Origin of the sequence: Robbsia betulipollinis, assembly GCF_026624755.1 — a bacterium.
Taxonomy (GTDB): Bacteria; Pseudomonadota; Gammaproteobacteria; order Burkholderiales; family Burkholderiaceae; genus Robbsia; species Robbsia betulipollinis.
Genome location: NZ_JAPMXC010000010.1, coordinates 399202 through 424010, shown reverse-complemented (window position 1 = coordinate 424010; position 24809 = coordinate 399202). Strand labels below are relative to the sequence as shown.

Here is a 24809-nt window from a genome sequence, read left to right as displayed (position 1 = left end):
AGCAGCTATCCATCCTTCAGCCCGCTTTATCCAGTCGCGACCAGGAACGCCCATCCTTGCGCAGCAACTCCTCCGCGCCTTCGGGCCCCGAGGAACCCGCCGCATAGCGTTCCGGTCCGTTCCTGTCGGCGGCCCACGCCTTCAGCGCGGGATCGACCACACGCCACGCAGCCTCGATATTATCCGCTCGCTGAAACAGCGTCGCATCGCCACACAGACAATCGTACAACAACGTTTCGTAGCCCACGTTCGGTGTCAGCTTGAACGCGTCTTCGTAGCGAAATTTCATTTCGACGCCCGATAGCTGCATCTTCTGCCCCGGAATCTTGGCGCTGATGTTCAGCGTGACGCCTTGCGCCGGCTGGATGTTCAGCACCAGATCGTTGGGCGTCAATTCGTCGACCGGCGTATCCTGAAACATCGCGAAGGGCGCCGTGCGAAATCGCACGACGACCTCGGTGCGACGGCCGGTCATCGACTTGCCGGTGCGCATATAGAAGGGCACGCCCGACCATCGCCAGTTGTCGATTTCGAGTTTCAACGCGACGAAGGTCTCGGTATCGCTATCTTTCGCGACGCCGGCGCTGTCGCGATACGCCGTTACCGCGCGACCGTCGACGGTACCGGCCGTGTATTGACCGCGCACGGCGTTTTCCGGCGCGATTGGTCGGATCGCTTCGAACAATTGCTCCTTTGCATTGCGCACGGTTTCCGCGGAGAAGGAATTCGGCGGTTCCATCGCGACCATCGCCAGCAATTGAAACAAGTGGTTCGGAATCATGTCGCGCAATGCGCCGGTAGGCTCGTAGAACGCGCCACGCCCTTCTACCCCGACCGTCTCGGCGGCGGTGATCTGCACATGATCGACATATTCCCGACGCCACAGCGGCTCGAAAATACCGTTACCGAAACGCATCGCCAGAATGTTCTGCACCGTTTCCTTGCCGAGAAAATGGTCGATGCGGTAAATCTGATGCTCATCAAGCACGCGCAGGATATGTTCATTCAACACGCGGGCGCTTTCCAGATCGGTACCGAAGGGCTTTTCGATCACCACGCGCCGGAATGCATCGTCCGCTTCCTTCGTCAATCCGACTTTCGCCAGGTTTTCGACGACGACCGCGAAAAAACGTGAAGCGACAGCCAGATAGAAAACCGCGTTGCCGGAAATCTTTTGCCCCAACGCGGTCATTTGCGCGAGATCGGTGAAATCGGCCTGGTGGTACTCGATGCGCGACGCGAGGTCCTGCCACCACTGATCGTTGATTTGCGGCGTGTAGAATTCTCCGTCGGGATCTTTGGTGAATTCCTGCATCGTCTGGCCCAGTTCCTCGCGCCATGCCGCGTCGCTGCCATCGATCCGATCGACGCCAATGACGCGAAAGTGGTCGTCGAGCGAATTCGAGCCGATCAGGTTGTACAACGCCGGCGTCAGCAGACGTTTGGTCAGGTCGCCATGCGCGCCAAAAATCACCAGGGTGCAAGGAGGCGCTTGCTTGACCGAGGGCGGGGCGGGAGGCTGACTCGCCAGCGCGGGCGACGTCACTTTTGCAATCGGATCCATGGACATTCCTATGTGGAGATTCGCATTTCGGACAGCATCGTGGTTTCATCGTACAGCAGAACGACGATCCGATTCGATGTGAGCCGATATTTCGCATCCCTTACGCAAGCTGGCAAAATCCTTACAAACGAACAACGAGTAGCTGCATCGCGCCGGTTCCAGACGGCGGTCCGGCACGTCATCTAAGCGCAATCGGTGCATCCCCGGCACCGAGCGCGGCGTCGAAAGCCGGTCGGCCCGGACCCGCCAGCCATGCGTCGAAACGCAACAGCGGTCCGAATTCCTTTTCTAGCATCGCGATATCCGCATTCCCGGCAAGTCGCCCGTCGTCGAACCGTTCGGCAAGACGACCGAGGAAAGCGTTTTCCTGCAAAAGGCTGTCGGGAAACCGCTGGTATGCGATGGGCTTGCGCGCGGCGCGACTCAAACTTTCCTGCAAACTCGCGCCGGTGATCGCGTCTCCCGCGATTTCGATCGTCCTGCCGGCGAAACGGTCCGCGTTCGAAAAAATGGTCGCGACGATCCGCCCGATGTCATGCGTTGCGATGACCTGCCCGGTCTGGTCCGGCCGCAGGAAAGACATATAGACACCCTTGTCCAGCCCCATTCCGGGAAGCATCAGGAGTTCCATGAATCCGGCGGGACGCACGATCGTGCTCCTCATGTCGAGGCGCCGGATATACGTCTCGATCTCGGACTTGCTGTCGAAGTGTCCCATTCCCGTCTTCTCGGGACCCGCCGCGTTCACCGACGTATAGACGAAGTGCCGAACTCCCGCTTCCATGGCGAGGTCCGCCACGGCCGCTCCATAGCGGACTTCATCTTCGTCGGACACCCCATACGCCGCCCCTTGTCCGGAACTCGGCTGCACGCTGAACACGCCATGGACGCCGGTCAGGGCGTGTTCAAGCGATGCTGCATCCGAAAAATCTCCTTGAACGAGTTCCAAGCCTGAACGCGACAATGCTTTCGCCTTGACGCTGTTCGGATCCCGGACGAGCGCGCGAACCGGCCACCCCGTCGCCCGGAGCGCGCACGCGACGGCTCCGCCCTGTTGTCCGGTCGCGCCGAAGACGAGTACGCTCTTGTCGGCCGATGCGTTCCGCATGTCGGTGCCGGCGCTTTCATGAACGGGGATTGACACGGTAGTTCTCCACTGGGTTGTGGAGCTCAATGGTATAGAATTTATACCTGAACGCAATTAGGCACTTTATTACAACCAGGTATCACGGAGTATCCCGACCGATGTCCGCCTCATCCCAGGAAGCGCTCGAACTCAACCGTCTCGTGCTCGAAGAAATCACCAGCAAGTGGTCACTGCTGATTCTCGGCCACCTGTGCGGTGGGCCCATGCGCTTCAACGCCCTGCGCAGGGCAAACGACGCGATCACCCAACGGGCCCTGACGCATTGCCTGCGGCGTCTCGAAGCCAGTGGTTTCATCACGCGCTCGGTGGTGTGTACGGCGCCGGTCGCCGTCATGTACGCGATATCGCCGCTGGGCCGCTCCCTGGAGCCGCATCTGCAGGCGCTTCTCGGTTGGGTGGAAGCGCATCGCCAGGAAATCAGGGCGGCGCAATGCGCTTTTGCCGCTCGCGGTCCGGGGGAAACGACAGAGACGACGCATGCCCGCCAGGACAGGGCACGAGATTAGTTCATCGCGGCGCGTTGCCGGCGCCGTCCGCCTTCCCATCCACGTTCACCTTTGAGAGGAAACCCCATGACGACAGTCAATGAAAGACTGGCATGGCGCTATGCCACCAAGAAGTTCGATGCGACCAGAAGCCTCGCTGCCGAGACCCTCGAACGTATCGTCGAAGCCGTCCGGCTCGCGCCGACGTCGAGCGGGCTGCAACCGTTCGAGCTGTTCGTCGTGAGCAATGCGGATATCCGCGCAAAGATTCGCGCCGTGGCCTGGGATCAGGCGCAAGTCACCGATTGTTCGCACCTGCTGATATTTGCCGCCTGGGACGACATCACGGCCGACCGGGTGAACATGATGTTCGACCTGACCAACGACGTCCGGGGTTTCAAGAACGAGGGTTGGGAAAACTACCGCCAGATGCTGCTGGGCATCGTCGCCCAGCGGGGAACCGAGGCGAACTATCAGGCCGCCGCGCGGCAGGCCTACATCGGCCTGGGAGCGGCCGTGATCGCCGCGGCTTTCGAGGAGGTCGACGCGACGCCGATGGAAGGGTTCGACCCGGAGGCGGTGGACGCGATCCTCGGTCTGAAAGCGAAGCACCTGCGCAGCGTCGTCATGTTGCCGCTCGGTTACCGCGCAACCGAAGGCGACTGGCTCGCGAACCTGAAGAAGGTCAGACGCAGCCGCGACAACTTCGTCACCGATATCGACTGAGCCACACGCGATCCCCGTCGCTACGGGAGCGAAGGACCGAAACGAGCCGTCTCGGCGTCACGCGACCGACATCGACTTCCCCAGGATGTCGAGCAACCAATCCCCGAACACGCGCACGCGTGCCGGAATATTGCTGCGATGGGGATACAGCAAATTAAGGGGCATCGGCGCAGGCAGGTAACGCTTCATCACCTCCACCAGCAAGCCGGACCGCACATCCTGGGCGACGGACGTCTGCGGCAGCTGGGCGATCCCGAAACCCGCCCGGCAGGCCGCGCCATAGGCGGCACTGTTGTCCACCGTCACGCGATGCGCCATCGGTACGGAGACCGTGGCACGGCCATCCCAATATTCGAAGCCGACCGGCAGGTCGGACGGATTGGGCTGATATCTCACCAGACAGTGCCTGGCGAGGTCCGGCACGCTCTCGGCCTCACCATGCATCTCGATATATCGACGACTGACGACATTGCGCAAAGGCAGTTCGCCCAACCGGCGGCAAGCGAGCGTCTCGTCCGCCACGCTTCCCGCGCGGACCACGCAGTCGAAACCCTCGGCGATGACGTCGACGCGTCGATCGGTGCTGAATACGTCAACCTGCAATGCCGGATGGCGGTCCATGAATTCGGGCAGTGCCGCCATCACGATGCCGGCGCTCATTCCGAGAGGCAGATCGACCCGCAAACGACCTCGCAAGTGGCCGTCGCCACCCCGGAACAAAAACGCCAGCTCTTCGAATTCGTCCAGCAGACGCTGACTGCGCCCCAGCAAGGCCTGCCCCTCGGGCGTGAGCACCACGCTGCGCGTGGTACGTTGCAACAACCGGGCCCCTAGCTGGGTCTCGAGCCGTTTGATGGTCGTCGACACCGTGGAACGCGGCACCTGCAACTGCAAGGCCGCGCGGGTGAAACTGGCGAGTCGCGCCACGAAAACGAAGGTTCTCAAGTCATCGGTGGCGGGCAGGACGGCACTCATGCGATTGGTCGATTTTTTCGACAGGTCATGTCGAAATTCAGGGATTTATCCATCGTCTTTCGACCAGTAGAGTAACCGAAATTCTTCCATCACCCAACCAGTCGGGGTCCACCATGAGCACGTCTTCCGCTTCTTCCCAGGGCATTGCACTGATCACCGGCGGCAGCCGCGGCCTCGGAAAATCCGCGGCCATCCATCTCGCAAAGCGGGGTTGGGATGTCGTCATCACCTATGTCGAGCGCGCCGATGCCGCACGGGACACGGTCGCCGCCGTGGAGGCAGCCGGACGCAAGGCAGTCGCGTTGCAGCTCGATACCGGCGAGACCGCCAGTTTCAAGGCGTTCGCCCAGCGCTTGCGCGAGGCCTTGCGCAAGACATTCGATACCGACCGTTTCGATGCACTGGTGAACAACGCGGGGCACGGCTCCAACGTATCGTTCCTGGAGACCAGCGAGCAGGAATTCGATTCGTTGATGAACGTTCACCTCAAAGGTGTGTTCTTTCTGACCCAGGCTTTGGTTCCGCTGCTGGCCGACGGCGGCCGCATCATCAACATCTCCAGTGGCCTGGCCCGCTTCTACTCGCCGGGCAAGACCACCTACGCCACCATGAAGGGCGCGATCGAAGTGTTCTCCCGCTACCTGGCCAGGGAATTGGGCCCTCGCGGCATTCGCGTCAACACCTTGGCCCCCGGGGCCATTGCCACCGACTTCGGCAACGGCACCGTGCGCGACAACCCGCAGGTGAACGCTTTTGTGGCCGGCAATACCGCCCTGGGACGCGTCGGTCAGCCCGACGATATCGGTGGCGCGGTGGCGGCACTTTTATCTCCGGAAATGGGCTGGGTCAGTGGCGAGCGCATCGAAGCCTCGGGCGGCATGTTCCTCTGAACCCCGCGCCGCCGTCGCCGTCGACCCGACATCCGGAATGGGCTCGAACAGGACATCGAGGTCGGCAGCGGAGAACTTGACGGCGCCGGCGGCATCCTCGGACAGGATGCCGTTGGCCAGCGCGGCCTTCTTTTCCTGCAGGGCGACGATCCTTTCCTCGATGCTGCCCGCCGCGATGAGCTTGTAGACGAACACCGGTTTGTCCTGACCGAGACGGTGCGCGCGGTCCGTCGCCTGGTTCTCGGCGGCGGGATTCCACCACGGATCGTAATGGATCACGGTATCGGCGGCGGTCAGGTTGAGGCCCACGCCGCCCGCCTTCAGACTGATCAGGAACAACGGCACCTCCCCTTGCTGGAAACGCCGCACGGGCGTCACGCGATCGCTCGTATCGCCCGTCAGGATCACGTAGGGAATGGCGGCTTTCTCCAGGGCGGTGCCAATCAGCGCCAACATGCCGGTGAACTGCGAGAACAACAGCACGCGGCGGCCTTCGTCGATCAACTCCGGCAGCATCGTCAGCAGCAGGTCGAGCTTCGCCGACGCGGCGGGGGCGGCATTGCGCGTCCCGGTCTTCTGCCGTCCGACCGTCTTCTGCCCCACCTTCTGCTGCTTGACGAGTCGCGGATCGCAACACACCTGCCGAAGTTTGAGCAACGCTTCGAGCACCACGATATGGCTGCGCGCCAACCCTTTTTCCGCCACGGCGGCGCGGACCTTGTCGTGCATCGCCGCACGCACGGTTTCATACAGATCGCGCTGCGCGCCTTCGAGATCGACGGTGCGGACGATGGTCGTTTTCGGCGGCAGCTCCTTCGCGACCTCGTCCTTGCGCCGGCGCAGCATGAACGGTCGAATGCGGCGCGCGAGCAAATCGCGCCGCACGGTGTCGCCGCCTTTTTCGATGGGGGTACGCCAGCGCTTCGTGAAATCCTTCCGGGTTCCGAGGAAACCCGGCAGCAGAAAATCGAACTGCGACCACAGCTCGCCGAGATGATTCTCCAGCGGCGTGCCGGTCAGGCACAGGCGATGGCGAGCGTGCAGCGCGCGGATGGTGGCCGCCGCCTTGGTCGTGGCATTCTTGACGTACTGCGCCTCGTCGAGAATCAGCAGATGATAGTCGTGCCCCGCGAGAACGTCCTGGTCGCGCCACAGAAGCGCATAGGTCGTCAGAACCAGATCGTGCTCCCCGATCCGGTCGAAACGGTCCCGGCGCGCGGGCCCATTCAAATCCAGGACCTTGAGATGCGGCGCGAAGCGCCGGGCTTCCTCGCACCAGTTATGCACGAGCGTTGTCGGCACGATGATCAAGGCGGGCCGGTCGAGGCGCCCCGCTTCCTTTTCGGCCAGGACGTGGGCAAGCGTTTGCAGGGTTTTGCCGAGGCCCATGTCGTCGGCGAGTATGCCCGCGAGATCCTGTTCCCGCAGAAACTGCATCCAGTTCAGGCCTTCGCGTTGATACACGCGCAGTTCGGCTTTCAACCCTTTTGGCACCGGCACTTCGCGCAAACCCGAACCCGTGCGCAGGTGTCGCATCCGCTCGCGGATGGCGGCGTCGCCTTGAAACTGCCAGCGTCCCGTGCCGTCGAGTGCATCGAGTCGGCCCGCGTCCAGTGCCATGACGCGTAGCAAGGCACCGTCGGCACCGCCATCGGCGGCGTCGAACAGATCGGCCAGCACGCGGACGATGGGCTTGAGACGGTCCGCACGCACGCGCAGCCGATCGCCCTCGTCGGTCGTGAAAGTCATCGCTTCGTCGTCGGCAATGCCATCGAGCGCGCCCGACAGCCAGCGCGGGTCGCGCCGGAACAGGTCCGCCAGCAGCGGCTCCAGGCGCACCGCGCGGTCGCCCAGGGTAATGCCCATCTCCAGATCGAACCAACCATCGCCGGTGTGACGCGCCATCCCGTCGATGGTATCGATCTCGACGACGTTGAAGCGGAACTCGGCACCCATGTCGATGCGCCAGCCCTTGTCGCGCAGCACGGGCACGGATCGATCCACGAAGACCGGCCAGGCGGCGGACCCGGGCAACCCCCATATCGATTCCGAGAAAGGTTGTGCTGCATACGCCGGAACGATTTTTTCCAATCCCGCCTTGCGCAGTTCCAGCAGACGCTGCTTTTCGACATGGAGGCGACGCTTGATCTGCGTCACGTCGCCATTGCCGGCCACGAACAGCGATCGGGCATCGTCCGCTTCGACCCGCGTTCCCGCATAGTCGAACCGGACCGTCGCGAAATCGGACAGCTGTACCGGTGTGGCGGTGCCGCGGGGATCGCGATAACCGCGACCCGGTGCATGCACCGTCCGCGTGTCGAGCGAGAGAACCGGCACGGGTTCGGTATCGATCGTATGGATCGCCGAGGTGTCATGCGCAGGAGGCAATGGCAGATCGGGTGCGCTCTCGCGCAGCACCGCGGCCACGAGCGGCGCTTCGGCCAAGGAAATCGGCGGCATCGACAGATAGTCGCGCAGCGACGCGAAAGACATCGGCAGGGTGACGATGCCCGCCTCGCCGCGCTGCGTATCCACATACCAGGAAGGTTCCGTCGCGATGATCAGGGTGGACTCGGGATCCGTTTCGACCACCGGCCGCACACGCTCGTCGGGCTGCGTCTGCCACACGATCCGGCCCGGTCGCGCCGAGCCCTGCACCAATGCAGGACCATTCGCCGATAAATCCAGGTGCCCGTACATCGGCGCCGCGCCGCGCGCCACGAAAAAGCGCTGGCTCGCGACCAGCTTCGACAGCACGTCGGCACCATCTGCGCCGCTCAACGCATACACCCCATGGTCCCCGCGGGACCGCCCGAGCCATAATCCGCGCAACAGCGTCAGATCGTCCGTGGTGACGAATCTGGGCGGTCGGACCAGGGCCGCTTCGACGTTGCTCCAGGATTCCGCGCGTGCGCCCAGCGCGCCATCCCTGCCCAGCGCCACCTTGTAGAGCTGGACTTCGTGACGTTGCCGGTGATCCACCCAGATCAATACGTAGGCCAGCGCCTGCGTGGGTCGCGCAGCGGCTTTTTTCGTATCGGGCCGCGCGGTGGCACGTTGCTCGCGAAAGGATTCGAGCCAGCTTGCCAGTTCGGGACGCATGGCTGGCGGCGGGGGGGCGACCGGCACCGGTGACGGCGTTCGGACCGGGGCGGAAACCGGAGCTGGGGCTGGGGTTGGGGCCAGATCCGGAGGAAACGTTTCGAGCCCCGCAGCGAGCACGGCCGCAGCATGTTTGCAGTCGTATCGGACCGGACAGGTGCATTCGCTTTCGATCCAGAGGCCGTTTTCCGAATCATAGAAATGCACCGCGGTGACGTAGGGGTGCCGTGCCGAACCTTTGACTTCGCCGCTGAGCGTCTGGTGCCGCCAGCGCAAACCCGATACGGCATTCACATAGCCCCGCGCCTTGGCGACGGTATGCGAACCCAGCCAGTGGGTGATCTGTGCGCGGCGGTAGGGAACGGAGGACATCGCATCCATGTAGTGGGTTCGAAAGGACGGCACCCGCAATGCGTGCGGATTGGCGGAAACGGCCGGCAACAGCCACCGCCACCCGCGCCGGTTGGCACCGCGGGTTTGTTTGCCGGCGACCGCCATTTTACGCGGGTCGTCCCGCTTTCAATGCTGGAACGACATTTGCTTGGTTGACTGTCTCGCCAGCGTCGCCCCGACCGGGCGGCCCGAGACCTTTCCACTTGCATAGGCCAACCACGATGAACCTTCGCAGCCTGCTCTCTTCCGCGATGATCGGTGCCGTTGCCAGCGCGCGCTCCATGACGCCCATGGCCACCCTGGCGGCGGCGCGTCTCGCGGGCCGTCGTACACCGGGACGATTATTCGTCCTGGACCACCCCGTGTTCAAATTCGGTGCGCTGGCGATGGGAGCCGGCGAGCTGATGGGCGACAAGATGAAGACCGCGCCTGACCGCACGGTTTTTCTGGGACTGCTGGCACGCGTGATGAGCGCCGGGATCGCAGGCGCCGCGTTGGCGCCGGAGGATCGAGAGACGGCCGGAGCGGCTGTCGCGATCGCCACCGCCGTACCGCTTGCCTATCTCACGCTTGCCGGCCGCAAGCGCGCCATCGCGCGCATCGGCCAGACCCGCAGCGGGCTGATCGAAGACGCGCTGATGATCGCCGCGGGTGCCGCCATTGTCGCCCTGTCGACGAAATCCGGGCGCGACTAGCGGATGGTTTCGAAAACACGTCCCCCGGCACGGCGTACCAACGATGCGCGCCATTGCCAGGTCCGCCCGAAAGTTCAGAGGCTGTTCGGCTGAATCACACGGCGTAGAAAATCCCGCGTCTGCGGTGCCTGAGGGGCGCCGAGCACCTGGTCGGCCGAGCCGCTTTCGACGATGCGGCCACCATGCAGGAACAGAACGCGATCCGCCACTTCGCGCGCGAACTGCATTTCATGCGTCACGATGATCATCGTCATGCCGTCCCGCGCCAACTCCCGCATCACATGCAGCACTTCGCCCACGCGTTCCGGATCCAGCGCCGATGTCGGCTCGTCGAACAGGATCGCGTCCGGCGACATGGCCAGCGCCCGGGCAATCGCCACGCGTTGCTGCTGACCGCCCGACAATTGCCGCGGGTAGGCATGCAGTTTGTCGCCCAGGCCGACTCGTCCGAGCAAACGCTCGGCCGCGTGCTTCGCCTCTCCCCGCGATACTCCTTTGACATGCACCGGGCCTTCCATGACGTTTTCCAGCGCCGTACGATGTGGAAAAAGATTGAAACGCTGAAACACCATGCCCACCCGCTGGCGCAACTGGTTGATATGCGCCACCCGAGCGCCAATGACCTCGCCGTGAAACGTGATCGCGCCGTTTTCATAGGTCTCGAGACCGTTGATGCACCGCAGCAAGGTGGATTTGCCCGATCCCGACGGTCCGATCAGACACACCACCTCGCCCTGGTCGACCCGTGCGCTGACGCCCTTGAGCACTTCGATGTCGCCGAAGCGTTTGTGAACTTCCTTGATATCGATCATCTCCGCAACCTTCTCACAAAGATTTGCCGATCCGGTGTTCGAAGAACTTCGTCACGCGGATCAACGGCAAATTGATGATCAGGTAGCCGATCGCCACCATCGTGTACACCGTCGTATTCTGAAACGTCGACGAGGCCAGCAATTGACCCTGACGGGTCATCTCGGTCACGGCGATCGTCGATGACAGCGCCGAATCCTTCACCAGCGTGACCACGCCGCTACTGAACGGCGGCAACGCGACACGAAAGGCCTGCGGCAATACCACACGCCACATCGCCTTGATCCTTCCCATGCCGATCGATCGCGCGGCCTCCATCTGCCCGACGTCCACCGCCTGGATGCCGCCCCGGAAGATTTCCGACATATAGGCCGAGTGCGCGAAACCGAGACCGATGATGGCGGCCTGAAAAGACGACATGGTGATGCCCAGTTCGGGCATGACGAAATAAATATAAAACAGCCAGACGATGATCGGCACCGCCCGCACGACGTTCACCAGCCACTCGACGGCGGTGGACAACATGCGGATCGAAGAAAGTCTGCCGAATGCCCACACCATGCCAAGCGGAACGCTGATCAACAGCGAGCAGACCGCGATCAGGATCGACATGTAGGCGCCGGTCAGGAGTATCGGCGTGAACGCTACCACGTCGCTCAAATGCATACATCCTCACGCGAAAGTAGTGCTTCGGGTCGGGCCGTCACGATGCCCCATCACTGCAAATGCCACTTCTGCAGGATTTTCCGCAGCGTGCCGTCGGCCTTCATCGCGGCAATGCCCGCGTTGATCTTGTCCAGCAAGGGCTTATTGCCTTTCTTGACCGCAATGGCGACGCCTCCCACCTGAATCGGTACGTAGTCGACATCCACGTGCATGCCACGCAATTGCCCGTGTTGCGCCATCCAGTTCATGATGGGCGCATCGCCAAAGAACGCGTCGATACGGCCGTGCGACAGATCCATGACGCCGTCGCCGCTCGACTCGTAGTACTTGATCTCCTTGAAGCCGCTTAATTTCGCGATGGCTTCCGCATACGTCGTACCGGCGGGCAGACCCAGTACCTTGCCCTTCATATCGGCCGCATGCCGGTATTTCGTCCGATCGCCGTCGGGCAGCACCACCGTCTCGCCGAACGAAAAAACCGGTGCGGCGAAATCGACGACTTCCTCGCGACGCGGCGTCGGCTTCATGCCCGCGACGATGACATCGATTTTCCCGGAGACCACCGACTGCACCAGCGCCGAGAACGGCATCGTATCGAATGTGATATCGAGCCCTTCGCGTTTCGCGATCTCGTTCATCACATCGGGCATCACGCCCTGCATCGTTTTCGTCTGCACGTCGAGGAAGGCACTCGGTGGGCTCGATGGTGTCGTTCCCACCTGAATCCTGTCGGCGGCCAGTGCCATGTGTTGCACGGATAACGTCGTCAGCGCAAGCGATATCGCCAACACGAGTTTTCCGGAAGCGCGCCGGCCAGCGTCGACAGGCGTACTGCGCATCATCTTCTTGTACATCGAGATATTCCCCGGATGGTGATCGAGCCCGAAATGGCAGGAAGGAAGCGTCTTTCCCCACTGCAAATGAAACGTCTATCCGTGCAAGGCTGTGACGCTGGGCACCCGGCATGCTCCACGCATCGCCGCGCCGGTGTACGCAACCATTTCAATACAGAATTTCGTTCGGCAGCTTCGCGACCACCCACATTACCTCGGCCGTCATCGACGTCTGGTTGGCGATGTTGTGCGTGCGATTGCCATCGAAGAGAAAACTGTCGCCTTCATGCAAGGTGCACGTCTCCTCACCGATCGTCATCTCGATCTCGCCCTTCAATATCATTCCGCCTTTCTCGGAGGGATAGCAGGAATTGCGGGTCGACGAACCCGGCGGCAGGGTGATGATCATCATCTCGAAAACGCGCGACACATTGCGATGCAACAGTGCCTTGCTGATGTTGTTGTTCGGAATATGCAGCTGCGGCCGTTCTTCCTGCCGACATACGATCGCGCCCAGGCTGCTTTGATCATCGGCGGGCGTTTTCTCGTCCGAGAACAGATCGCCGATTCGCAGACCCAGCGCATTACGCACTTTTTCGACGGTCTTCAACGAGGGACTGCTCAGTCCGCGTTCGATCTGACTCAGGATGCCGATGGATACCCGGGCGTTTTCCGCCAACTCCTTCAATGTGAGGTTGCGCTCCTCGCGGTAGCGCCGCAGCTTGGCGCCAAACCCCTCGAGCATCGCCTGCGCCATCACATCATCTCTGGCGGACGTATCGCTTCGCCCGACACGAACCGTTCCAGACGGAATGGTGTGATATCGGCATAGGGAAGATCGTTCATGACGACCTCGGACACCAGCTGTCCGGCGCCCGGTCCCAGCCCGAAACCGTGTCCGCTGAAACCGGAGGCGATCACGACGCCCGGAATGGCGCGGCTCGCGCAGATGACCGGAATCAGATCCGGCGATGTGTCGATCACGCCCGCCCAGGTTTGAACGACGCGCACGCCCTGCATTTCAGGGAACGTCTTCGTGACATTCCCGAGCGCCGCTTCGGCCCACTCGCGATCGGGGAGGGGGTCGAGTACACGGATCCGCTCGAACGGCGACACGTCGTCTGGCGTCCAGCGCCCGGAAGAACCGGGGCCATCGAAGAAACTGCCGCCCAGCCGGATTTTCAGCTTCTTTGCCAGTTTGCTTCGCATCATCTGATAAAACTTGATCGAATGGCGGATATTCTGCGGCGTCAGTTCGAAGCGGCCATGGCCGGGCACCGCGATGGTATAACCGCCATCCAGACGGCGCCGCATGGCGAACCCCGGCCCGTTGAAGCACCCGGCTACCGGCGCGGGCGCGGCGCTCGTGCGCATGGCCGTGCCGATGATATTGGCCACCGGCAAATCGATGCCGTGCGCATGCAAAAATCGCGAAGTCCAGGCGCCGCCAGCACATACCACGGTGGATGCGCGGATCCGGCCGCGCTCGGTCCACACGCCCGCGACCCGGCCCGCGCCGATGTCGAGCGCGCGCACCGCGCAAGTCTGAAACACCTGCACGCCGAGTTGCTTCGCTCCCTCGGCAATGCCGGGCGCGGCCTTGGATGGCTCGGCTTTACCATCCGTGGGCGACCAGATGCCGCCCACCCAGGATGCGGCGCTGGTAGGAAACTGCGTCTTCAGTTGTTCGCCCGACAGCATCTCGCTCTGGAAACCCATCTCGGCGGCACGCTTGTTCCAGCGCTCCCACCGTTCGAGTTCAGCGGGCTGCGTCGTGCCGTACGAGATGCCGCTGCGCCGGAACCCGAGATCGATACCGATTTCCGACGTCAGCGCCTCCCAGCGTTGCAGGCTGCGCATGGCCAGCGGCAACTCATGAAAATCGCGGTGCTGCTGCCGGACCCAGCCCCAGTTGCGGCCGGACTGTTCCGCACCGATGAAGCCCTTCTCCAGCAGCACCACCGATACCCCGCGGCGCGCGAGTTCATACGCGGTACATACCCCGATGATGCCGCCTCCCACCACCACGACATCGACCGATTCGGGGAAGTTCTCGCTATCCCGCACTTCATCCACACGTAGCATCGCGACATCCCAGGTTGAACATCCGCGTCAGAACCCACTTATATCGGGAAATAATTGACTCATCAATAATTTCAATTTCCAGCAGCGAAATTTCAATTTATTGGAATTTCGAAGATCGCTGCCGAGCGGGCGAACACGGTTGAATGTCGTCGACGGTAGCTGGGTGAGTGCTGGCGTCACCTGTGACCCAGCCATTTGACGACGAGGATTCCCGCGGCGGTAGCCGCAAGCGAGCCTCCGACATGCATGAACAGCATTGCCGCGGACCATCCGAACCGCCCCTCCCGCAGCAGCGTCAACAATTCCGCGGCGAAGGTCGAAAACGTAGAAAGACCGCCTGCAAGCCCGGTAATGATGAACAGGCGCCACATCGGCGACAGGTTGGGGGAAGAACCGAAAAACGCGATGGCCGCCCCAACGATGAAGGCCGCGATCAAATTGGCCGCCAGTGTGCCGAGCGGCATGTAAGGGAGCAGCAGGTTGAGACCGAGGCTCAAGCCATACCGCGCCACGGCGCCGATTGCGGCCCCGAGGCTGATAGCAAGCAAACCGACGAATTCCGTCATTCTCGTTTCTCCTGGCGCGATGGATCCCTCGATCGACATCCGGGAAACTCCGCTTCGCAGGACGAGCGGAAACCCCTCGGACTCTCGCTCAGGGTATTTCGCTTCAGTCGACGAGGCTGGCCAACGTAGCGGGATCGCCTGTAAAGAGATGGAGAAGATGCTTCGCAACGGCGTCGGGGTTCTCGCGTTGCGCAAAGTGACCCACCCCTGTCAACTCGATAAAAGCGAACGGTCCCGTGAATTTGGAGGGAACGCCCTTCGCGGCCGATGGCGGATTGACGCCGTCGACGGCACCCTGGATATAGACGGTCGGCAGCGAGAGTGTCCGGGTCGTCCTGATTTTGTCCTCGAGCCACTGACTGCTCGGATCGGGCGTCGCCTCGTCCCAACGCGCCCGGTAGCTGTGCAGCGTGACCTCCACCCAATCGGGATTGTCGAACGCTGCCGCGACACGGTTGAAGGTCGCCTCGTCGAACCAGCCGGGCGGGGACCAGTTGACCCAATGCAGGTGCGCGAACCCTCGCCGGTCGTCGCGCACTGCCTGAGCGCCGCGGCCCGTTGCCATGAACCAGTGATACCACTGCCGTTGGGCCTGCTCGAAGGGCGGAGTCGGCATGCCACCCAGGCGAGAGGGCGTACACAGCATCGCCATCCGCTCAACACGTTCGGGCCATCCCACGGCAAGCGCTTCAGCCGCGTTCGATCCCCAGTCATGGCCTGCAACCATGAAGCGATCGATGCCGAGCCCATCCATCAACGCCATCATGTCCATCGCGAGAATGGCACTGTTTCCGGTACGCGCCTCCCCTTCGTGAAGACGCGTCGCGCCGAACCCACGCAGTGTCGGCACGATCGTTCGGAGACCGGTGCGGTTCAACTGCACTGCGACGGCGTCCCAGGTCGATGCATCGTCGGGCCAGCCGTGGATGAGCAGGACAACGGGACCGTCTTTCGGACCGTTGTCTTGATAAGTCATATCAAGCAGGTCTGTCGTCAAAGTCGACATCGCTTCCTCTTTGCGTCGAATCTGAAAGGCCCGCCCGGCAGTCGTGCACCGGGCGGGATGGGCCTCATGCGGGCGGATCGCGCGGCAGAACGCCGCCCTGGCCGTTCCACCCTTCGGCAACGTGGTCAGCAAGGGTCGTACCAGCAGGATGCGCAGATCTGACGTCCACGTGCCCGGGAACGGGCATTGCGCCGCTTCACGGAACGGGGCGGGCATGCCCTGCTTTCGCACAGGAGAGGACCATGAAACTTGACGGAAAAAAGGCTTTGATCACGGGCGCGGACTCGGGAATTGGCGCGGCGATCGCCGAGTTGTTCGCGAAGGCGGGCGCGGATGTGGCAATCCTGTATCACACGGATCACGACGGTGCGAATCGGACGGCGCGTAACGTTCAGGCGCACGGACGCAAGGCATTCGTGCTTCAAAACGATGTCATGGACTCCCGTGCCGTGGCGTCTGCGATGAGCGCGGTGGTCGAGGAGCTGGGTCGGGTCGACATTCTCGTCAACAGCGCGGGCAAGGGAATGGGCGGCGTCCCGGTTGTCGAGATGACCGACGAAAAACTGGATGTGATTTTGAACACCGATCTCAAAGGGCCTTTCTTTTTTTGTCGCGAATTCGCGAAACACCGGTTGGCGCAGGGTGGTCAAGGCCGTATCGTGCTGATTTCCTCGGTCGCGGGACACCTGCCGACACCGGAAAGCGCGCCCTATGAAATGGCCAAGGCAGGGGTCAATTCGCTGATCCGCAGTCTTTCGCGGGAACTTGCGCCGCACAAGATCAATGTGAACGGCGTCGCGCCCGGCCTGATCCAGACACCGATGACGCAAGAGCGACTGGACGATCCGAAGGCCAGCGCCAAGGCGATGGAAAACATTCCCTGGCACCGCGCCGGGCAACCCGAGGAAATCGCACAGGTCGCCCTCTTGCTGGCAAGCGACGCGGGCGATTACGTCACCGGCCAGACGTGGACGATCGACGGTGGACTGACGATGCAGTGGGGCGGCGCCTGAAGCGGATGCGCTCAATGCACCACGCCACCGCTGCCCGACAGATCCCGCCCCCGCGTTTCCGGCAACGACAACGCGGCGATCACGACGATCAGATAGGACGCCACGGCGCACAAGCCCATGGCGAGACCCAGATGCAGGCGAATGCTGATCAAGCCGACGATCGTCGGCATCACCGCGCCGATCGCCCGGCCGGCATTGCCGCAGAGCCCCTGGGCTGAACCGCGGATACGCGTCGGGAACAACTCCGCGAGATAGGCCCCGGTGCCGGCGGCGGTGCCGGACTGCAGGGTGCCCAGCACGAATCCCAGAACAAGCGTGGCGGTGAGGTTGATGGGCGTCATGGTGTAGATGGCGACGGCGATCGCCTGACAGCACGCGATCGTCACGAAGGTTTTTCTTCGGCCGATGCTGTCGGCCAGCCAGCCATTCAAGAACGCGCCGGCGAAGGAGCCGAGAATATTGATCGCCAGGTAGCCGCCGATGCTGTTGATCGACAGGTTCAGAACCAGCTTGAGGTACGCGGGCAACCAGGTGATCATGACGTAGTTGCCGCCATAGATACCGAAGGTCAGAAGGATGGCCTTGAACGTCGTGGCGCGAATCGGACGTGCGAAGACCTCGCCGATACGTGGTTGATCGCCGCTCGCGTCCACGCGTGCCCGCTCTTCGCGATACAACGGCGCTTCCTCGACATTGCGACGAATCCAGATGACCAGCAAAGCCGGCACGGCACCGGCCGCGAACATGACGCGCCATGCGGTCGCCGGGGGAAGGTAATTGAAAAGCACCGTCGACATCAGGACGGCGATCGCATAGCCGATCGCCCAGCCCGCCTGCAGGGCGCCCACGACGCGGCCGCGAACGCGCGGGTTGATCGTCTCGCTGATCAGCACCGCGCCGACCGCCCACTCCCCGCCAAAGCCGATGCCTTGCAGGCTGCGCGTGACCAGCAACTGCCAGAAGGAATCGGTGAAGGCGGAGATGAAAGTGAAGAACGAGAACCAGATGATCGTGATCTGCAGGATGCGAACCCGGCCGAAACGGTCCGACAAAATACCGGCGGCCCACCCGCCGAGGGAGGCCATGATCAGCACGGTGGTGCCCAGGATTCCCGCCTGACCCCGGGTCATGCCCCAGATCGCAATCAGCGTCGGAATGGCCAGCGCATACATTTGCGTGTCCATGGCATCCAGCCCCCAACCGCTGAAACAGGCCCAGAAAGTACGCTTCTCGGGCCTGCTGAGTTCCTTGTACCACGGTGTCATGGTTGTCTCCATTTGTCTTCGCCTCCGGGCGGATCGCATCGCGGCGGAGACGCTTTTCGTCGAATTCTATGGGTCCGGCCGGCGCTGCCGGCCCGGGCGCGTGATCGTCTGCCTTACTGCCTGCGTGCCAACGCGGCCAGCATTCCGGTGTTGTCCCCACCGAGCCGGGCCGTCGCCCGCGCGGCGGTATCGAGTACCGACACTGTGAAAGGGTCGGCTTGATCGGCTGTCATTCGCGTGATGGGCGTGACGATGCCGACGGCTCCGATGAGTTCCTGCATCGGACCGAATACGGGGGCCGACACGCCCGCGGTTTCCGCATCTCTTTCGCCCATCGAAAGATAGCAATGGTCGTTTCGAATCGCTTCGTACGGGTCGCCCGTCTGGCCGCAGAAGGCCAGCAGAACCCGGCCGCCCGCGCCCCGCTCGAGTTGCTGGATATCGCCGGGCTTGACGTCGGCACGAACCGAAAACCGGGAATCGATGCGAAAAAGACAAACCCGTACGTTCCCGGAGCGGATATGAAACGCCACGGTCTCTCCGAGCTTTTCATTCAGGTCGCGCATCAACGGCAGAAGGACGTCGCCAATATTGAGATTGGATTCGTAGCGTTTCCCGATGCTGTAATTCAATATGCCTAATTGATAGCGTCCGTCGCTCGATCGGGTCAGCAAATGATGATGACCGAGTGCGGCGGTCAAACGGAGCACGGTGCTTTTGTACAGGCCGGTGCGATTGGCGATCTCGGTCAATGTCAGCGGCGGATCGCCGGTGCGAAATGCGAGCAGTATCGCCACCACGCGGTCGATGACATCGACCCCGCTGGGGGAAACGTCCAAGGGCAGGACGGCCTCCGCGCGTGAACGAACCATACCGGCCTCCGCAGTTCTATCAGAAAGAACATTAATTCATCCAATAGAACAATCATAGGATCGCGGTTTGGAGGCGTCAACCTCGAAAGGCGTGCGCGGACGTGGAAGCCTTGCTATTCCAGGGGCGCTTCCGGGTAAACGTGGAGTTCCGCCGGGTGCGGTTTCGATTCCGGGTAGCCCGCGCCGTATTCCGGCATCCGGGCTTCCGGCGTCCGGGCTGCCGGCGTCCGGGCTGCCGCGTCGTCGGCCAGCGCGCGAAAAAACCGGCCGCGTGGCGATAGCGGCCGTGGCGCCGTGCACGGCAGCGGCGCGGTGCGCGCGATGAAACGGCCGCTGCCGCGTTCGGCGTGCAGCGCGCCCGCCTCGACGATCACGCGCCCCGCGTTGATGACGGTCTCCGGCCAGCCCGTGATCGTCATGCCCTCATACGGGGTATAACCGACCCGGTCGTGCAGCGCGGCACTCGTCAATGTCGTCTCGCGTTCGGCATGCCAGATCGCGATGTCGGCATCGGCACCCACCGCCAGGTGACCCTTGCGCGGATACAGCCCGAACATGCGCGCGTGGTTCGTCGCCGACAGCGCGACGAATTCGGGCAGGGTCAGCCTTCCCTTGGCGACGCCTTCGGAGAACAGCAGCGGCAGACGCAATTCGAGACCGGGCATGCCGTTCGCCATCTGCTTGAAGGTGGTCGCGTCGCCGAACGGCAACTTGCCGCTCGCGTCGAAACGATAAGGCGCGTGGTCCGACGATACCGTCTGCAGCACGCCCTCCTTCAATGCCGCCCACAGGGCCTCCTGTGCGTCGGCATCGCGCAGCGGCGGACTACAGCAATATTTCGCGCCTTCCATGCCCGGCGCGTCCATCGCGTCCTCGGTCAGCGTCAGGTAGTGGGGGCAGGTTTCGCCGTAGACGGCCGCGCCCATCTGGCGCGCCGCGGCGATGGTGCCGATGGCCTCGCGGGCGGAGACGTGCACGATCAGGATCGGTACGTCGAGCAGGCTGGACAATGCGATTGCCCGGTTCGTCGCTTCCGCTTCGGCGAGCACCACGTGACTGACGCCATGATGTTTCGGCGCGACCTTGCCGCGCTCGAGCAGGCGCTGCGAGACCCAGCGGATCACGTCGTTGTTCTCGGCGTGCACCATCACCAGCGCCTGCTCGCGCGCGGCCACCGCCAGCACGTCGAGCAGTTGATAGTCGTCGAGCTTGAGTTGGTCGTAGGTCATGTAGACCTTGAACGACGTGATGCCCGAACGGATCAGTTCCACCAGATCCGTGTCGAGCGTGGTCGCGTCGGTCTCGGACAGAATCAGGTGATAGCTGTAGTCGATGACCGATTTCTCGGCCGCCAGCGCGGCGTAGTCATGCGCCACCTGCTTGAGCGACATGCCGCGATGCTGCGCCGCGAACGGCACGATCATCGTCGTGCCGCCGAATGCCGCCGAGACGCTGGCCGAATACCAGTCGTCGGCGCACATCATGCCCATGCCGGAGCGCTGTTCGACATGGCAGTGCGTATCGATGCCGCCGGGCAGCACGAGCCGCCCGCGCGCATCGATGTCGCGCCGCCCGGCGGCGAGATTCGGGCCGACGGCCGCGATCAGGCCATCGATGACGCCGATATCGGCTTCGAACACGCGCGTATCGTCCGCGATGGTGCCGCCGCGAATCGTCAGATCGAAAATCTCGTTCATCATGGCACCGTCGAAGTGGGAGAAGCGGAAAACGCTGCGGCAGGCGTTATGGCAGGCATTACAGCAGGCGTTGCGACATGTCCGGCGCCCTGCCGAATCTCGCGCACCCGCGCGAGCGCGAGCGCCACGGCCGCGCCGCAGGGGTCGATGACCGGCACGCCCACCGCGTCCTCTACGCGCGCGCGCAACTCGGCCATGCCGGCGCAGCCGAGCACGATCACGCCGGCGCCGTCGTCGTCCCGCAACCGGCATGCGGTATCGATCAGACGCTGCAACGCGAGGCCTTCATCGCCGGATTCGGCCACCGACACATCGATCGCCCGCTCTCCCGCGATCAACGCGTCGCAGCCGAACGCCCGGTAGGCGCGCCAGTGACGGGCGATGCCGCGCGAACTGACCGCGATGACGCCGATCCGCTCGCCCAGACTCAGGGCCGTCGCCAGGCTCGCCTGGCCGATGCCGATCACGGGCTTGCGCGTCAGCTCGCGTGCGGCGCTCAGGCCCGGATCGCTATAGCAGGCGATGACGAAACCGCTCGCCTGCGCGTGATGCCGCTCGACGAAATCCGCCACCAGCGTGGCGGCGAGATCGGCATCCCGCTGCGAGATGATGCCCGGCGGCGCGGCGTCGAGCGTCACGCAGCGCAGCGGTGGATCGTTCGTCCCCGCCTGCGTCTGGCTCGCGCGCGCGATCCGTGCGGTCACCTCGCCCAGCGAGTTCGGATTGATGATGTAGAGCGGAAGCATCGGCGCGGCCTGTGGAGGAATGCGTTATTTCGGGATGGGTGCGTCGTTGATGGTCACTTGCCGCAGCGCGCTGCTGGCGGGCAAACCCCATTTCGCCATCATTTTCGCGTAGGTACCGTCATCGATCAGTTGCTGCAACGCCTGCGCGATCCGCTTCTGCAGGGCCGCATCCTGCTTCCCGACCCCCACCCCCATTTCGTAATAGGCGAACGGCTCGCCCACCGTCAGATACTTGCCCTTTTCCTGATCGAGGGTGCGCGGCACCGTCAGACTGTCCTGCAGGACCGCCTCGGTGCGGCCCTGCTTCATCTGGATGCGGCCGTCGATGCTGTTGTCGGCCGGTACGTAGATGGCGGCCGGCTTGCCGGCTTTCTCGCAATGCTGGGCGCTCCAGGCCTGCAGCGCGGCGGGCATGTTCGTCAGGCGGCTAATGCCGATTTTCTTGCCGCACAAGGCTTCAGGGGAAGCCAGCGGCGTTGTCGCCATGGTCATGAACTGCGATCCCGAGCGCAGATAGTCGACGAAGGCGATCTGTTCGCGTCGCTCGGCGGTATCGGACATGCCATTGAAGAAGATCTGGATACGCCCGGTCTTGACGGCCGCGATCAGCTCCGCGTAATTGGTCTCGACCCAATCCAGCCGGGCGCTCAGTTTCGCCGCCAGCGCGTTGCCCAGATCGACATCGAAGCCGGTCAGCTTGTCGGTCTGCGGGTCGCGCATGTCGAGCGGCGGATAACTGGGATAGATGCCCGCCGCAATCGTCGCGGAAGCGGCACACGCGGCGTGCGTCACGCCCAGCGTGGCGATCAGCGCCAGCGTGGCGACCCATGACGGCGCGGCGCGCCATGCCGACGGCACGATCCGGGATACGGGCGCAGACCCAAACGCAAACGAAGACGAAGGCACGGCGCGGTTTTTTTGCATGTCTTTTTTATGAGAACGTCGGAGGAAGGAAAGGCGGCGCGGCGGCGTCATCCCTCGAGCCAGGGCAGTTCGCTTTCGGGCCGGCGGATATCGGGGTTCTGTTCCAGCATGCGCCGCCAGACCCGGCGCGTCACCGCCTCGGCCTCGGCGAGCAGCGCGGGCTCGTCCACGGTCAGCACCTTGCGCTCGCGCATCACGAATTCGCCGTCGACCATCACCGAATGCACGATACCGGGATGACCGTAATGCACGAGGTTCGAGGGCAGACGGATCATGGGCCGCATCGCCGGGGTGTTCAGATCGATCAGGGTCAGGTCGGCTTTCTTGCCGATTTCCAGCGAGCCGATCTCCTGCTCGGCGCCCACCGACCGCGCCCCCGCGCGCGTCGCCGCGACAAGAATGTCCTGCGGACTGGGATCGACGCCGCCCTCCTGGGCGATGCCGTCGCCGCGTCCGCGGCCGGTGCGCCAGGCGATCGAACCGACCGCCATCGCCTGGAACATGTCTTCGCTCATATTGTCGGTGCCGAACGCGACGCTGACGCCCGCGTCGCGGATGGGCCCGAGCAAAGCCTTGTGCAGCCCGCGGCGCGAGATGCTGGCTGGCGTGTGCGCCATCTGCACGCCATGTTCGGCCAGCAGCGTGATGTCCGCACGGTCGCAGAACGTCCAGTGCGCGGCGATCAGGTCCGGCCCCAGGAAGCCCTCGCGCGCCAGATAGGCGGCGGAGGTGAGCCCGTGCCGCGCGCGCACCGCAGCGACTTCGAGCGGGCTTTGCGAGAGATGGATGGTGCGGCTCAAGCCGCGCGTGCGCGCCAGTTCGTGCAGCCGATGCAGCATGGCCGGGGAACAATTGTCCGGCGCGTGCGCGGCCACTTGGCAGCGCACGCGATCGTCATAGCTGCCATGGTAATCGTCGATCAACGCGGTCGCGCGCGCGAAAAACGCCTCGCCGAACGCCGGGTCGATCGAATAGTCGCCGTGCCGGATGCGTCGCGTATCGATATCCGCGCAGGCCTCGGACACCCAGAGACGCAAACCCGTGGCGGCCATCGCGTCCACATACCCCGCCACGTAGCGAAACGGATCGACCAGCGTGGTCGTGCCGCTGCGAATCGCCTCGACACAGCCGAGCGTGGCGATCACCGCGCGCTCCGCGGGCGTCATCGCGTAGGAGATCGGCGTCATGTAACGGTAGATGCTGTCGCCGGACCAGTCCTCGACGGTGCCGCGCAGCGCCATCAGGACCGTGTGCGTGTGCGCGTTCACCATCCCCGGCATGATCGCCAGACCCCGCGCGTCGAAACGCGGCAGGTCCGGATACTGGCGTTCGACCTCCGCGCGCTTGCCGAGCGCGACGATGCGGTTGCCCCGCACCGCGAGCGCAGCATGATCCAGCGCGCGGTGATGGGCGTCGCAGCTCAGCAGGACGGCGTCGGTAAAGAGGAGATCCATCGTGGCATGTCCCTCAAACGGGCGGCATCGTCGGGTCGCCGGCTTCGCACTCGGCGAAGTGGCGCGCGATCTTTTCCCCGGTCGTGATCCAGACGTCCCGATAATCCAGCGCGGTATGCAGGAATTCGCGCAGGATCTTGAAGCGGATCGGCCGGCCACTGACTTGCGGATGCAGGATCGTCGTGATCAGACCGCCCCACTCGCGGGTTTCCTCGAGTTCGTCGTTCCAGATCGACAGGACATGCTCGCGCGGGAACATCGGCCGGGGACTGAAACGATGCGTCAGGCCGAACATCCAGTCGTCGAAGCTCATCGAGGCCGGCAGCTCGATGACGCCCGACGCGCCCGAGGCGAGAATCTGCCGGTAGGGGCGCACGTCGTCGCGCCAGGAACTCGAATAGACGAAACCCCGCTCCTTGAGCAGCACCCGCAGCTGCTCGCAACTCTCGCCCAACGGTGCGCGATAGCCCACCGGCACCACGCCCAGACGGCGCTTGAGCGCGTCGAGGCCGCGGTCCATTTCATCGAGGATCATCGGGTCGCCGGGGTCCGGCAGCAGATGCGCGAAACCATGATGGCCGATTTCATGGCCGTCGCGCAGGATCGCTTCGGCCATCGCCGGATGCGCCTCGACGGCCCAGCCGGTGATGAAGAACGTGGCCTTCAGTTCCAGGTCCCGGAACAGTTGCAGCATTTTCGGCACGCCCACGCGGGCCTCGTAGCCGCCGTAGGACATCGTGACGAGCCGTTCGTAGTTCTTCGGGTCCTTTGCCGTCCAGGCGCTTTCGGCGTCGACGTCGACCGCCAGGAACAAGGCGCTTTTCTGGTTGTCCGGCCAGGGATAGAGCGGTGCCGGGGCGGCGCGATTGGCGGGAAAAAAGGGAACGGAGTCCAT

At 63.4% G+C, this 24809-nt stretch carries 23 protein-coding genes; 5 read left to right on the top strand and 18 right to left on the bottom strand.

From position 1 onward, the window contains the following. Positions 1-16: 16 nt before the first annotated feature. Both zwf and OVY01_RS19650 read right to left on the bottom strand, forming a co-directional pair. Positions 17-1564 (bottom strand): glucose-6-phosphate dehydrogenase, encoded by a 1548-nt coding sequence (gene zwf, locus OVY01_RS19655; protein WP_267849269.1) that lies wholly within the window; start codon positions 1562-1564, stop codon positions 17-19. A gap of 178 nt (positions 1565-1742) precedes the next feature. Continuing rightward, positions 1743-2708: an NmrA/HSCARG family protein gene (locus OVY01_RS19650; RefSeq protein WP_267849268.1), complete on the bottom strand. Its 966-nt coding sequence runs from the start codon at positions 2706-2708 to the stop codon at positions 1743-1745. Positions 2709-2809: 101 nt separating this feature from the next. Between OVY01_RS19650 and OVY01_RS19645 the strand changes: the two genes are divergently transcribed. Further along, positions 2810-3217: a winged helix-turn-helix transcriptional regulator gene (locus tag OVY01_RS19645; protein ID WP_267849267.1), complete on the top strand. Its 408-nt coding sequence runs from the start codon at positions 2810-2812 to the stop codon at positions 3215-3217. 66 nt (positions 3218-3283) lie between these two features. Continuing rightward, entirely contained in the window at positions 3284-3922 is a 639-nt protein-coding gene (locus OVY01_RS19640; RefSeq protein ID WP_267849266.1) for an NAD(P)H-dependent oxidoreductase, read from the top strand. A 57-nt stretch (positions 3923-3979) separates the two neighbouring features. Here OVY01_RS19640 and OVY01_RS19635 read toward each other — a convergent pair whose 3' ends face one another. Next, complete coding sequence (locus tag OVY01_RS19635; RefSeq protein ID WP_267849265.1) at positions 3980-4897, bottom strand: LysR family transcriptional regulator; 918 nt, start codon at positions 4895-4897, stop codon at positions 3980-3982. A 113-nt stretch (positions 4898-5010) separates the two neighbouring features. Here OVY01_RS19635 and OVY01_RS19630 point away from each other — a divergent pair, with 113 nt between their 5' ends. After that, positions 5011-5787 carry an SDR family NAD(P)-dependent oxidoreductase gene (locus tag OVY01_RS19630; RefSeq protein ID WP_267849264.1) on the top strand — a complete coding sequence of 259 codons (777 nt, stop codon included), beginning with the start codon at positions 5011-5013 and terminating at the stop codon, positions 5785-5787. Here OVY01_RS19630 and OVY01_RS19625 read toward each other — a convergent pair. Further along, entirely contained in the window at positions 5722-9261 is a 3540-nt protein-coding gene (locus OVY01_RS19625) for a DEAD/DEAH box helicase (RefSeq protein WP_267849263.1), read from the bottom strand. The two genes, OVY01_RS19630 and OVY01_RS19625, sit on opposite strands and share 66 nt — an antisense overlap. Before the next feature lie 242 nt (positions 9262-9503). On the opposite strand from OVY01_RS19625, the gene OVY01_RS19620 reads away from it, so the two are divergent. Further along, on the top strand, positions 9504-9977 hold the full coding sequence (locus tag OVY01_RS19620) for a hypothetical protein (protein WP_267849262.1): 474 nt from the start codon (positions 9504-9506) through the stop codon (positions 9975-9977). Positions 9978-10051: 74 nt separating this feature from the next. Here OVY01_RS19620 and OVY01_RS19615 read toward each other — a convergent pair whose 3' ends face one another. The 7 genes from OVY01_RS19615 to OVY01_RS19585 all read right to left on the bottom strand — a co-directional run bounded on the left by OVY01_RS19615 (position 10052) and on the right by OVY01_RS19585 (position 16075). After that, positions 10052-10789, bottom strand: a complete 738-nt coding sequence (locus OVY01_RS19615) for an amino acid ABC transporter ATP-binding protein (protein ID WP_267849261.1) — start codon at positions 10787-10789, stop codon at positions 10052-10054. Positions 10790-10802: 13 nt separating this feature from the next. Continuing rightward, positions 10803-11453 carry an amino acid ABC transporter permease gene (locus OVY01_RS19610; RefSeq protein WP_267849260.1) on the bottom strand — a complete coding sequence of 217 codons (651 nt, stop codon included), beginning with the start codon at positions 11451-11453 and terminating at the stop codon, positions 10803-10805. A gap of 50 nt (positions 11454-11503) precedes the next feature. After that, positions 11504-12307, bottom strand: coding sequence for an ABC transporter substrate-binding protein (locus OVY01_RS19605; protein ID WP_267849259.1), 804 nt, complete (start codon positions 12305-12307; stop codon positions 11504-11506). Between the two features lie 148 nt (positions 12308-12455). Further along, positions 12456-13043, bottom strand: a complete 588-nt coding sequence (locus OVY01_RS19600) for a helix-turn-helix domain-containing protein (RefSeq protein ID WP_267849258.1) — start codon at positions 13041-13043, stop codon at positions 12456-12458. Then, positions 13043-14371, bottom strand: coding sequence for an NAD(P)/FAD-dependent oxidoreductase (locus OVY01_RS19595; protein ID WP_267849257.1), 1329 nt, complete (start codon positions 14369-14371; stop codon positions 13043-13045). The genes OVY01_RS19600 and OVY01_RS19595 overlap by 1 nt, the downstream gene beginning before the upstream one ends. Positions 14372-14547: 176 nt before the next feature. Next, positions 14548-14976, bottom strand: coding sequence for a fluoride efflux transporter CrcB (gene crcB / locus OVY01_RS19590; protein ID WP_267849256.1), 429 nt, complete (start codon positions 14974-14976; stop codon positions 14548-14550). A gap of 64 nt (positions 14977-15040) precedes the next feature. After that, positions 15041-16075 (bottom strand): alpha/beta fold hydrolase, encoded by a 1035-nt coding sequence (locus OVY01_RS19585; RefSeq protein ID WP_267849255.1) that lies wholly within the window; start codon positions 16073-16075, stop codon positions 15041-15043. 110 nt (positions 16076-16185) lie between these two features. Here OVY01_RS19585 and OVY01_RS19580 point away from each other — a divergent pair, with 110 nt between their 5' ends. Further along, positions 16186-16956 (top strand): SDR family NAD(P)-dependent oxidoreductase, encoded by a 771-nt coding sequence (locus OVY01_RS19580; protein WP_267849254.1) that lies wholly within the window; start codon positions 16186-16188, stop codon positions 16954-16956. 11 nt (positions 16957-16967) lie between these two features. Here OVY01_RS19580 and OVY01_RS19575 read toward each other — a convergent pair whose 3' ends face one another. From OVY01_RS19575 to OVY01_RS19545, 7 genes are all read right to left on the bottom strand, one after another. Next, positions 16968-18221, bottom strand: coding sequence for an MFS transporter (locus OVY01_RS19575; RefSeq protein WP_267849253.1), 1254 nt, complete (start codon positions 18219-18221; stop codon positions 16968-16970). A 113-nt stretch (positions 18222-18334) separates the two neighbouring features. After that, entirely contained in the window at positions 18335-19093 is a 759-nt protein-coding gene (locus OVY01_RS19570; protein WP_267849252.1) for an IclR family transcriptional regulator, read from the bottom strand. A 113-nt stretch (positions 19094-19206) separates the two neighbouring features. Continuing rightward, positions 19207-20790, bottom strand: coding sequence for a dihydropyrimidinase (gene hydA / locus OVY01_RS19565; RefSeq protein WP_267849251.1), 1584 nt, complete (start codon positions 20788-20790; stop codon positions 19207-19209). Then, entirely contained in the window at positions 20790-21536 is a 747-nt protein-coding gene (locus OVY01_RS19560) for an aspartate/glutamate racemase family protein (protein ID WP_267849250.1), read from the bottom strand. The genes hydA and OVY01_RS19560 overlap by 1 nt, the downstream gene beginning before the upstream one ends. A gap of 24 nt (positions 21537-21560) precedes the next feature. Next, a complete protein-coding gene (locus OVY01_RS19555) occupies positions 21561-22394 on the bottom strand; it encodes an ABC transporter substrate-binding protein (RefSeq protein WP_267849249.1) in 834 nt (277 codons plus the stop codon). A gap of 113 nt (positions 22395-22507) precedes the next feature. Next, positions 22508-23914, bottom strand: coding sequence for an amidohydrolase family protein (locus OVY01_RS19550; protein WP_267849248.1), 1407 nt, complete (start codon positions 23912-23914; stop codon positions 22508-22510). Between the two features lie 13 nt (positions 23915-23927). Further along, positions 23928-24809, bottom strand: a complete 882-nt coding sequence (locus OVY01_RS19545) for a polysaccharide deacetylase family protein (protein WP_267849247.1) — start codon at positions 24807-24809, stop codon at positions 23928-23930.

What these genes read in the sequence shown, in the direction of transcription:
- zwf (WP_267849269.1), bottom strand. Translation starts at nt 1,564, where the DNA reads ATGGATCCGATTGCAAAAGTGACGTCGCCCGCGCTGGCGAGTCAGCCT.
- OVY01_RS19635 (WP_267849265.1), bottom strand. Translation starts at nt 4,897, where the DNA reads ATGAGTGCCGTCCTGCCCGCCACCGATGACTTGAGAACCTTCGTTTTC.
- hydA (WP_267849251.1), bottom strand. Translation starts at nt 20,790, where the DNA reads ATGAACGAGATTTTCGATCTGACGATTCGCGGCGGCACCATCGCGGAC.
- OVY01_RS19560 (WP_267849250.1), bottom strand. Translation starts at nt 21,536, where the DNA reads ATGCTTCCGCTCTACATCATCAATCCGAACTCGCTGGGCGAGGTGACC.
- OVY01_RS19605 (WP_267849259.1), bottom strand. Translation starts at nt 12,307, where the DNA reads ATGTACAAGAAGATGATGCGCAGTACGCCTGTCGACGCTGGCCGGCGC.
- OVY01_RS19595 (WP_267849257.1), bottom strand. Translation starts at nt 14,371, where the DNA reads ATGCTACGTGTGGATGAAGTGCGGGATAGCGAGAACTTCCCCGAATCG.
- OVY01_RS19610 (WP_267849260.1), bottom strand. Translation starts at nt 11,453, where the DNA reads ATGCATTTGAGCGACGTGGTAGCGTTCACGCCGATACTCCTGACCGGC.
- OVY01_RS19570 (WP_267849252.1), bottom strand. Translation starts at nt 19,093, where the DNA reads ATGGTTCGTTCACGCGCGGAGGCCGTCCTGCCCTTGGACGTTTCCCCC.
- OVY01_RS19630 (WP_267849264.1), top strand. Translation starts at nt 5,011, where the DNA reads ATGAGCACGTCTTCCGCTTCTTCCCAGGGCATTGCACTGATCACCGGC.
- OVY01_RS19620 (WP_267849262.1), top strand. Translation starts at nt 9,504, where the DNA reads ATGAACCTTCGCAGCCTGCTCTCTTCCGCGATGATCGGTGCCGTTGCC.
- OVY01_RS19645 (WP_267849267.1), top strand. Translation starts at nt 2,810, where the DNA reads ATGTCCGCCTCATCCCAGGAAGCGCTCGAACTCAACCGTCTCGTGCTC.
- OVY01_RS19615 (WP_267849261.1), bottom strand. Translation starts at nt 10,789, where the DNA reads ATGATCGATATCAAGGAAGTTCACAAACGCTTCGGCGACATCGAAGTG.
- OVY01_RS19600 (WP_267849258.1), bottom strand. Translation starts at nt 13,043, where the DNA reads ATGGCGCAGGCGATGCTCGAGGGGTTTGGCGCCAAGCTGCGGCGCTAC.
- OVY01_RS19550 (WP_267849248.1), bottom strand. Translation starts at nt 23,914, where the DNA reads ATGGATCTCCTCTTTACCGACGCCGTCCTGCTGAGCTGCGACGCCCAT.
- OVY01_RS19580 (WP_267849254.1), top strand. Translation starts at nt 16,186, where the DNA reads ATGAAACTTGACGGAAAAAAGGCTTTGATCACGGGCGCGGACTCGGGA.
- OVY01_RS19575 (WP_267849253.1), bottom strand. Translation starts at nt 18,221, where the DNA reads ATGACACCGTGGTACAAGGAACTCAGCAGGCCCGAGAAGCGTACTTTC.
- OVY01_RS19625 (WP_267849263.1), bottom strand. Translation starts at nt 9,261, where the DNA reads ATGTCCTCCGTTCCCTACCGCCGCGCACAGATCACCCACTGGCTGGGT.
- crcB (WP_267849256.1), bottom strand. Translation starts at nt 14,976, where the DNA reads ATGTCGATCGAGGGATCCATCGCGCCAGGAGAAACGAGAATGACGGAA.
- OVY01_RS19640 (WP_267849266.1), top strand. Translation starts at nt 3,284, where the DNA reads ATGACGACAGTCAATGAAAGACTGGCATGGCGCTATGCCACCAAGAAG.
- OVY01_RS19545 (WP_267849247.1), bottom strand. Translation starts at nt 24,809, where the DNA reads ATGGACTCCGTTCCCTTTTTTCCCGCCAATCGCGCCGCCCCGGCACCG.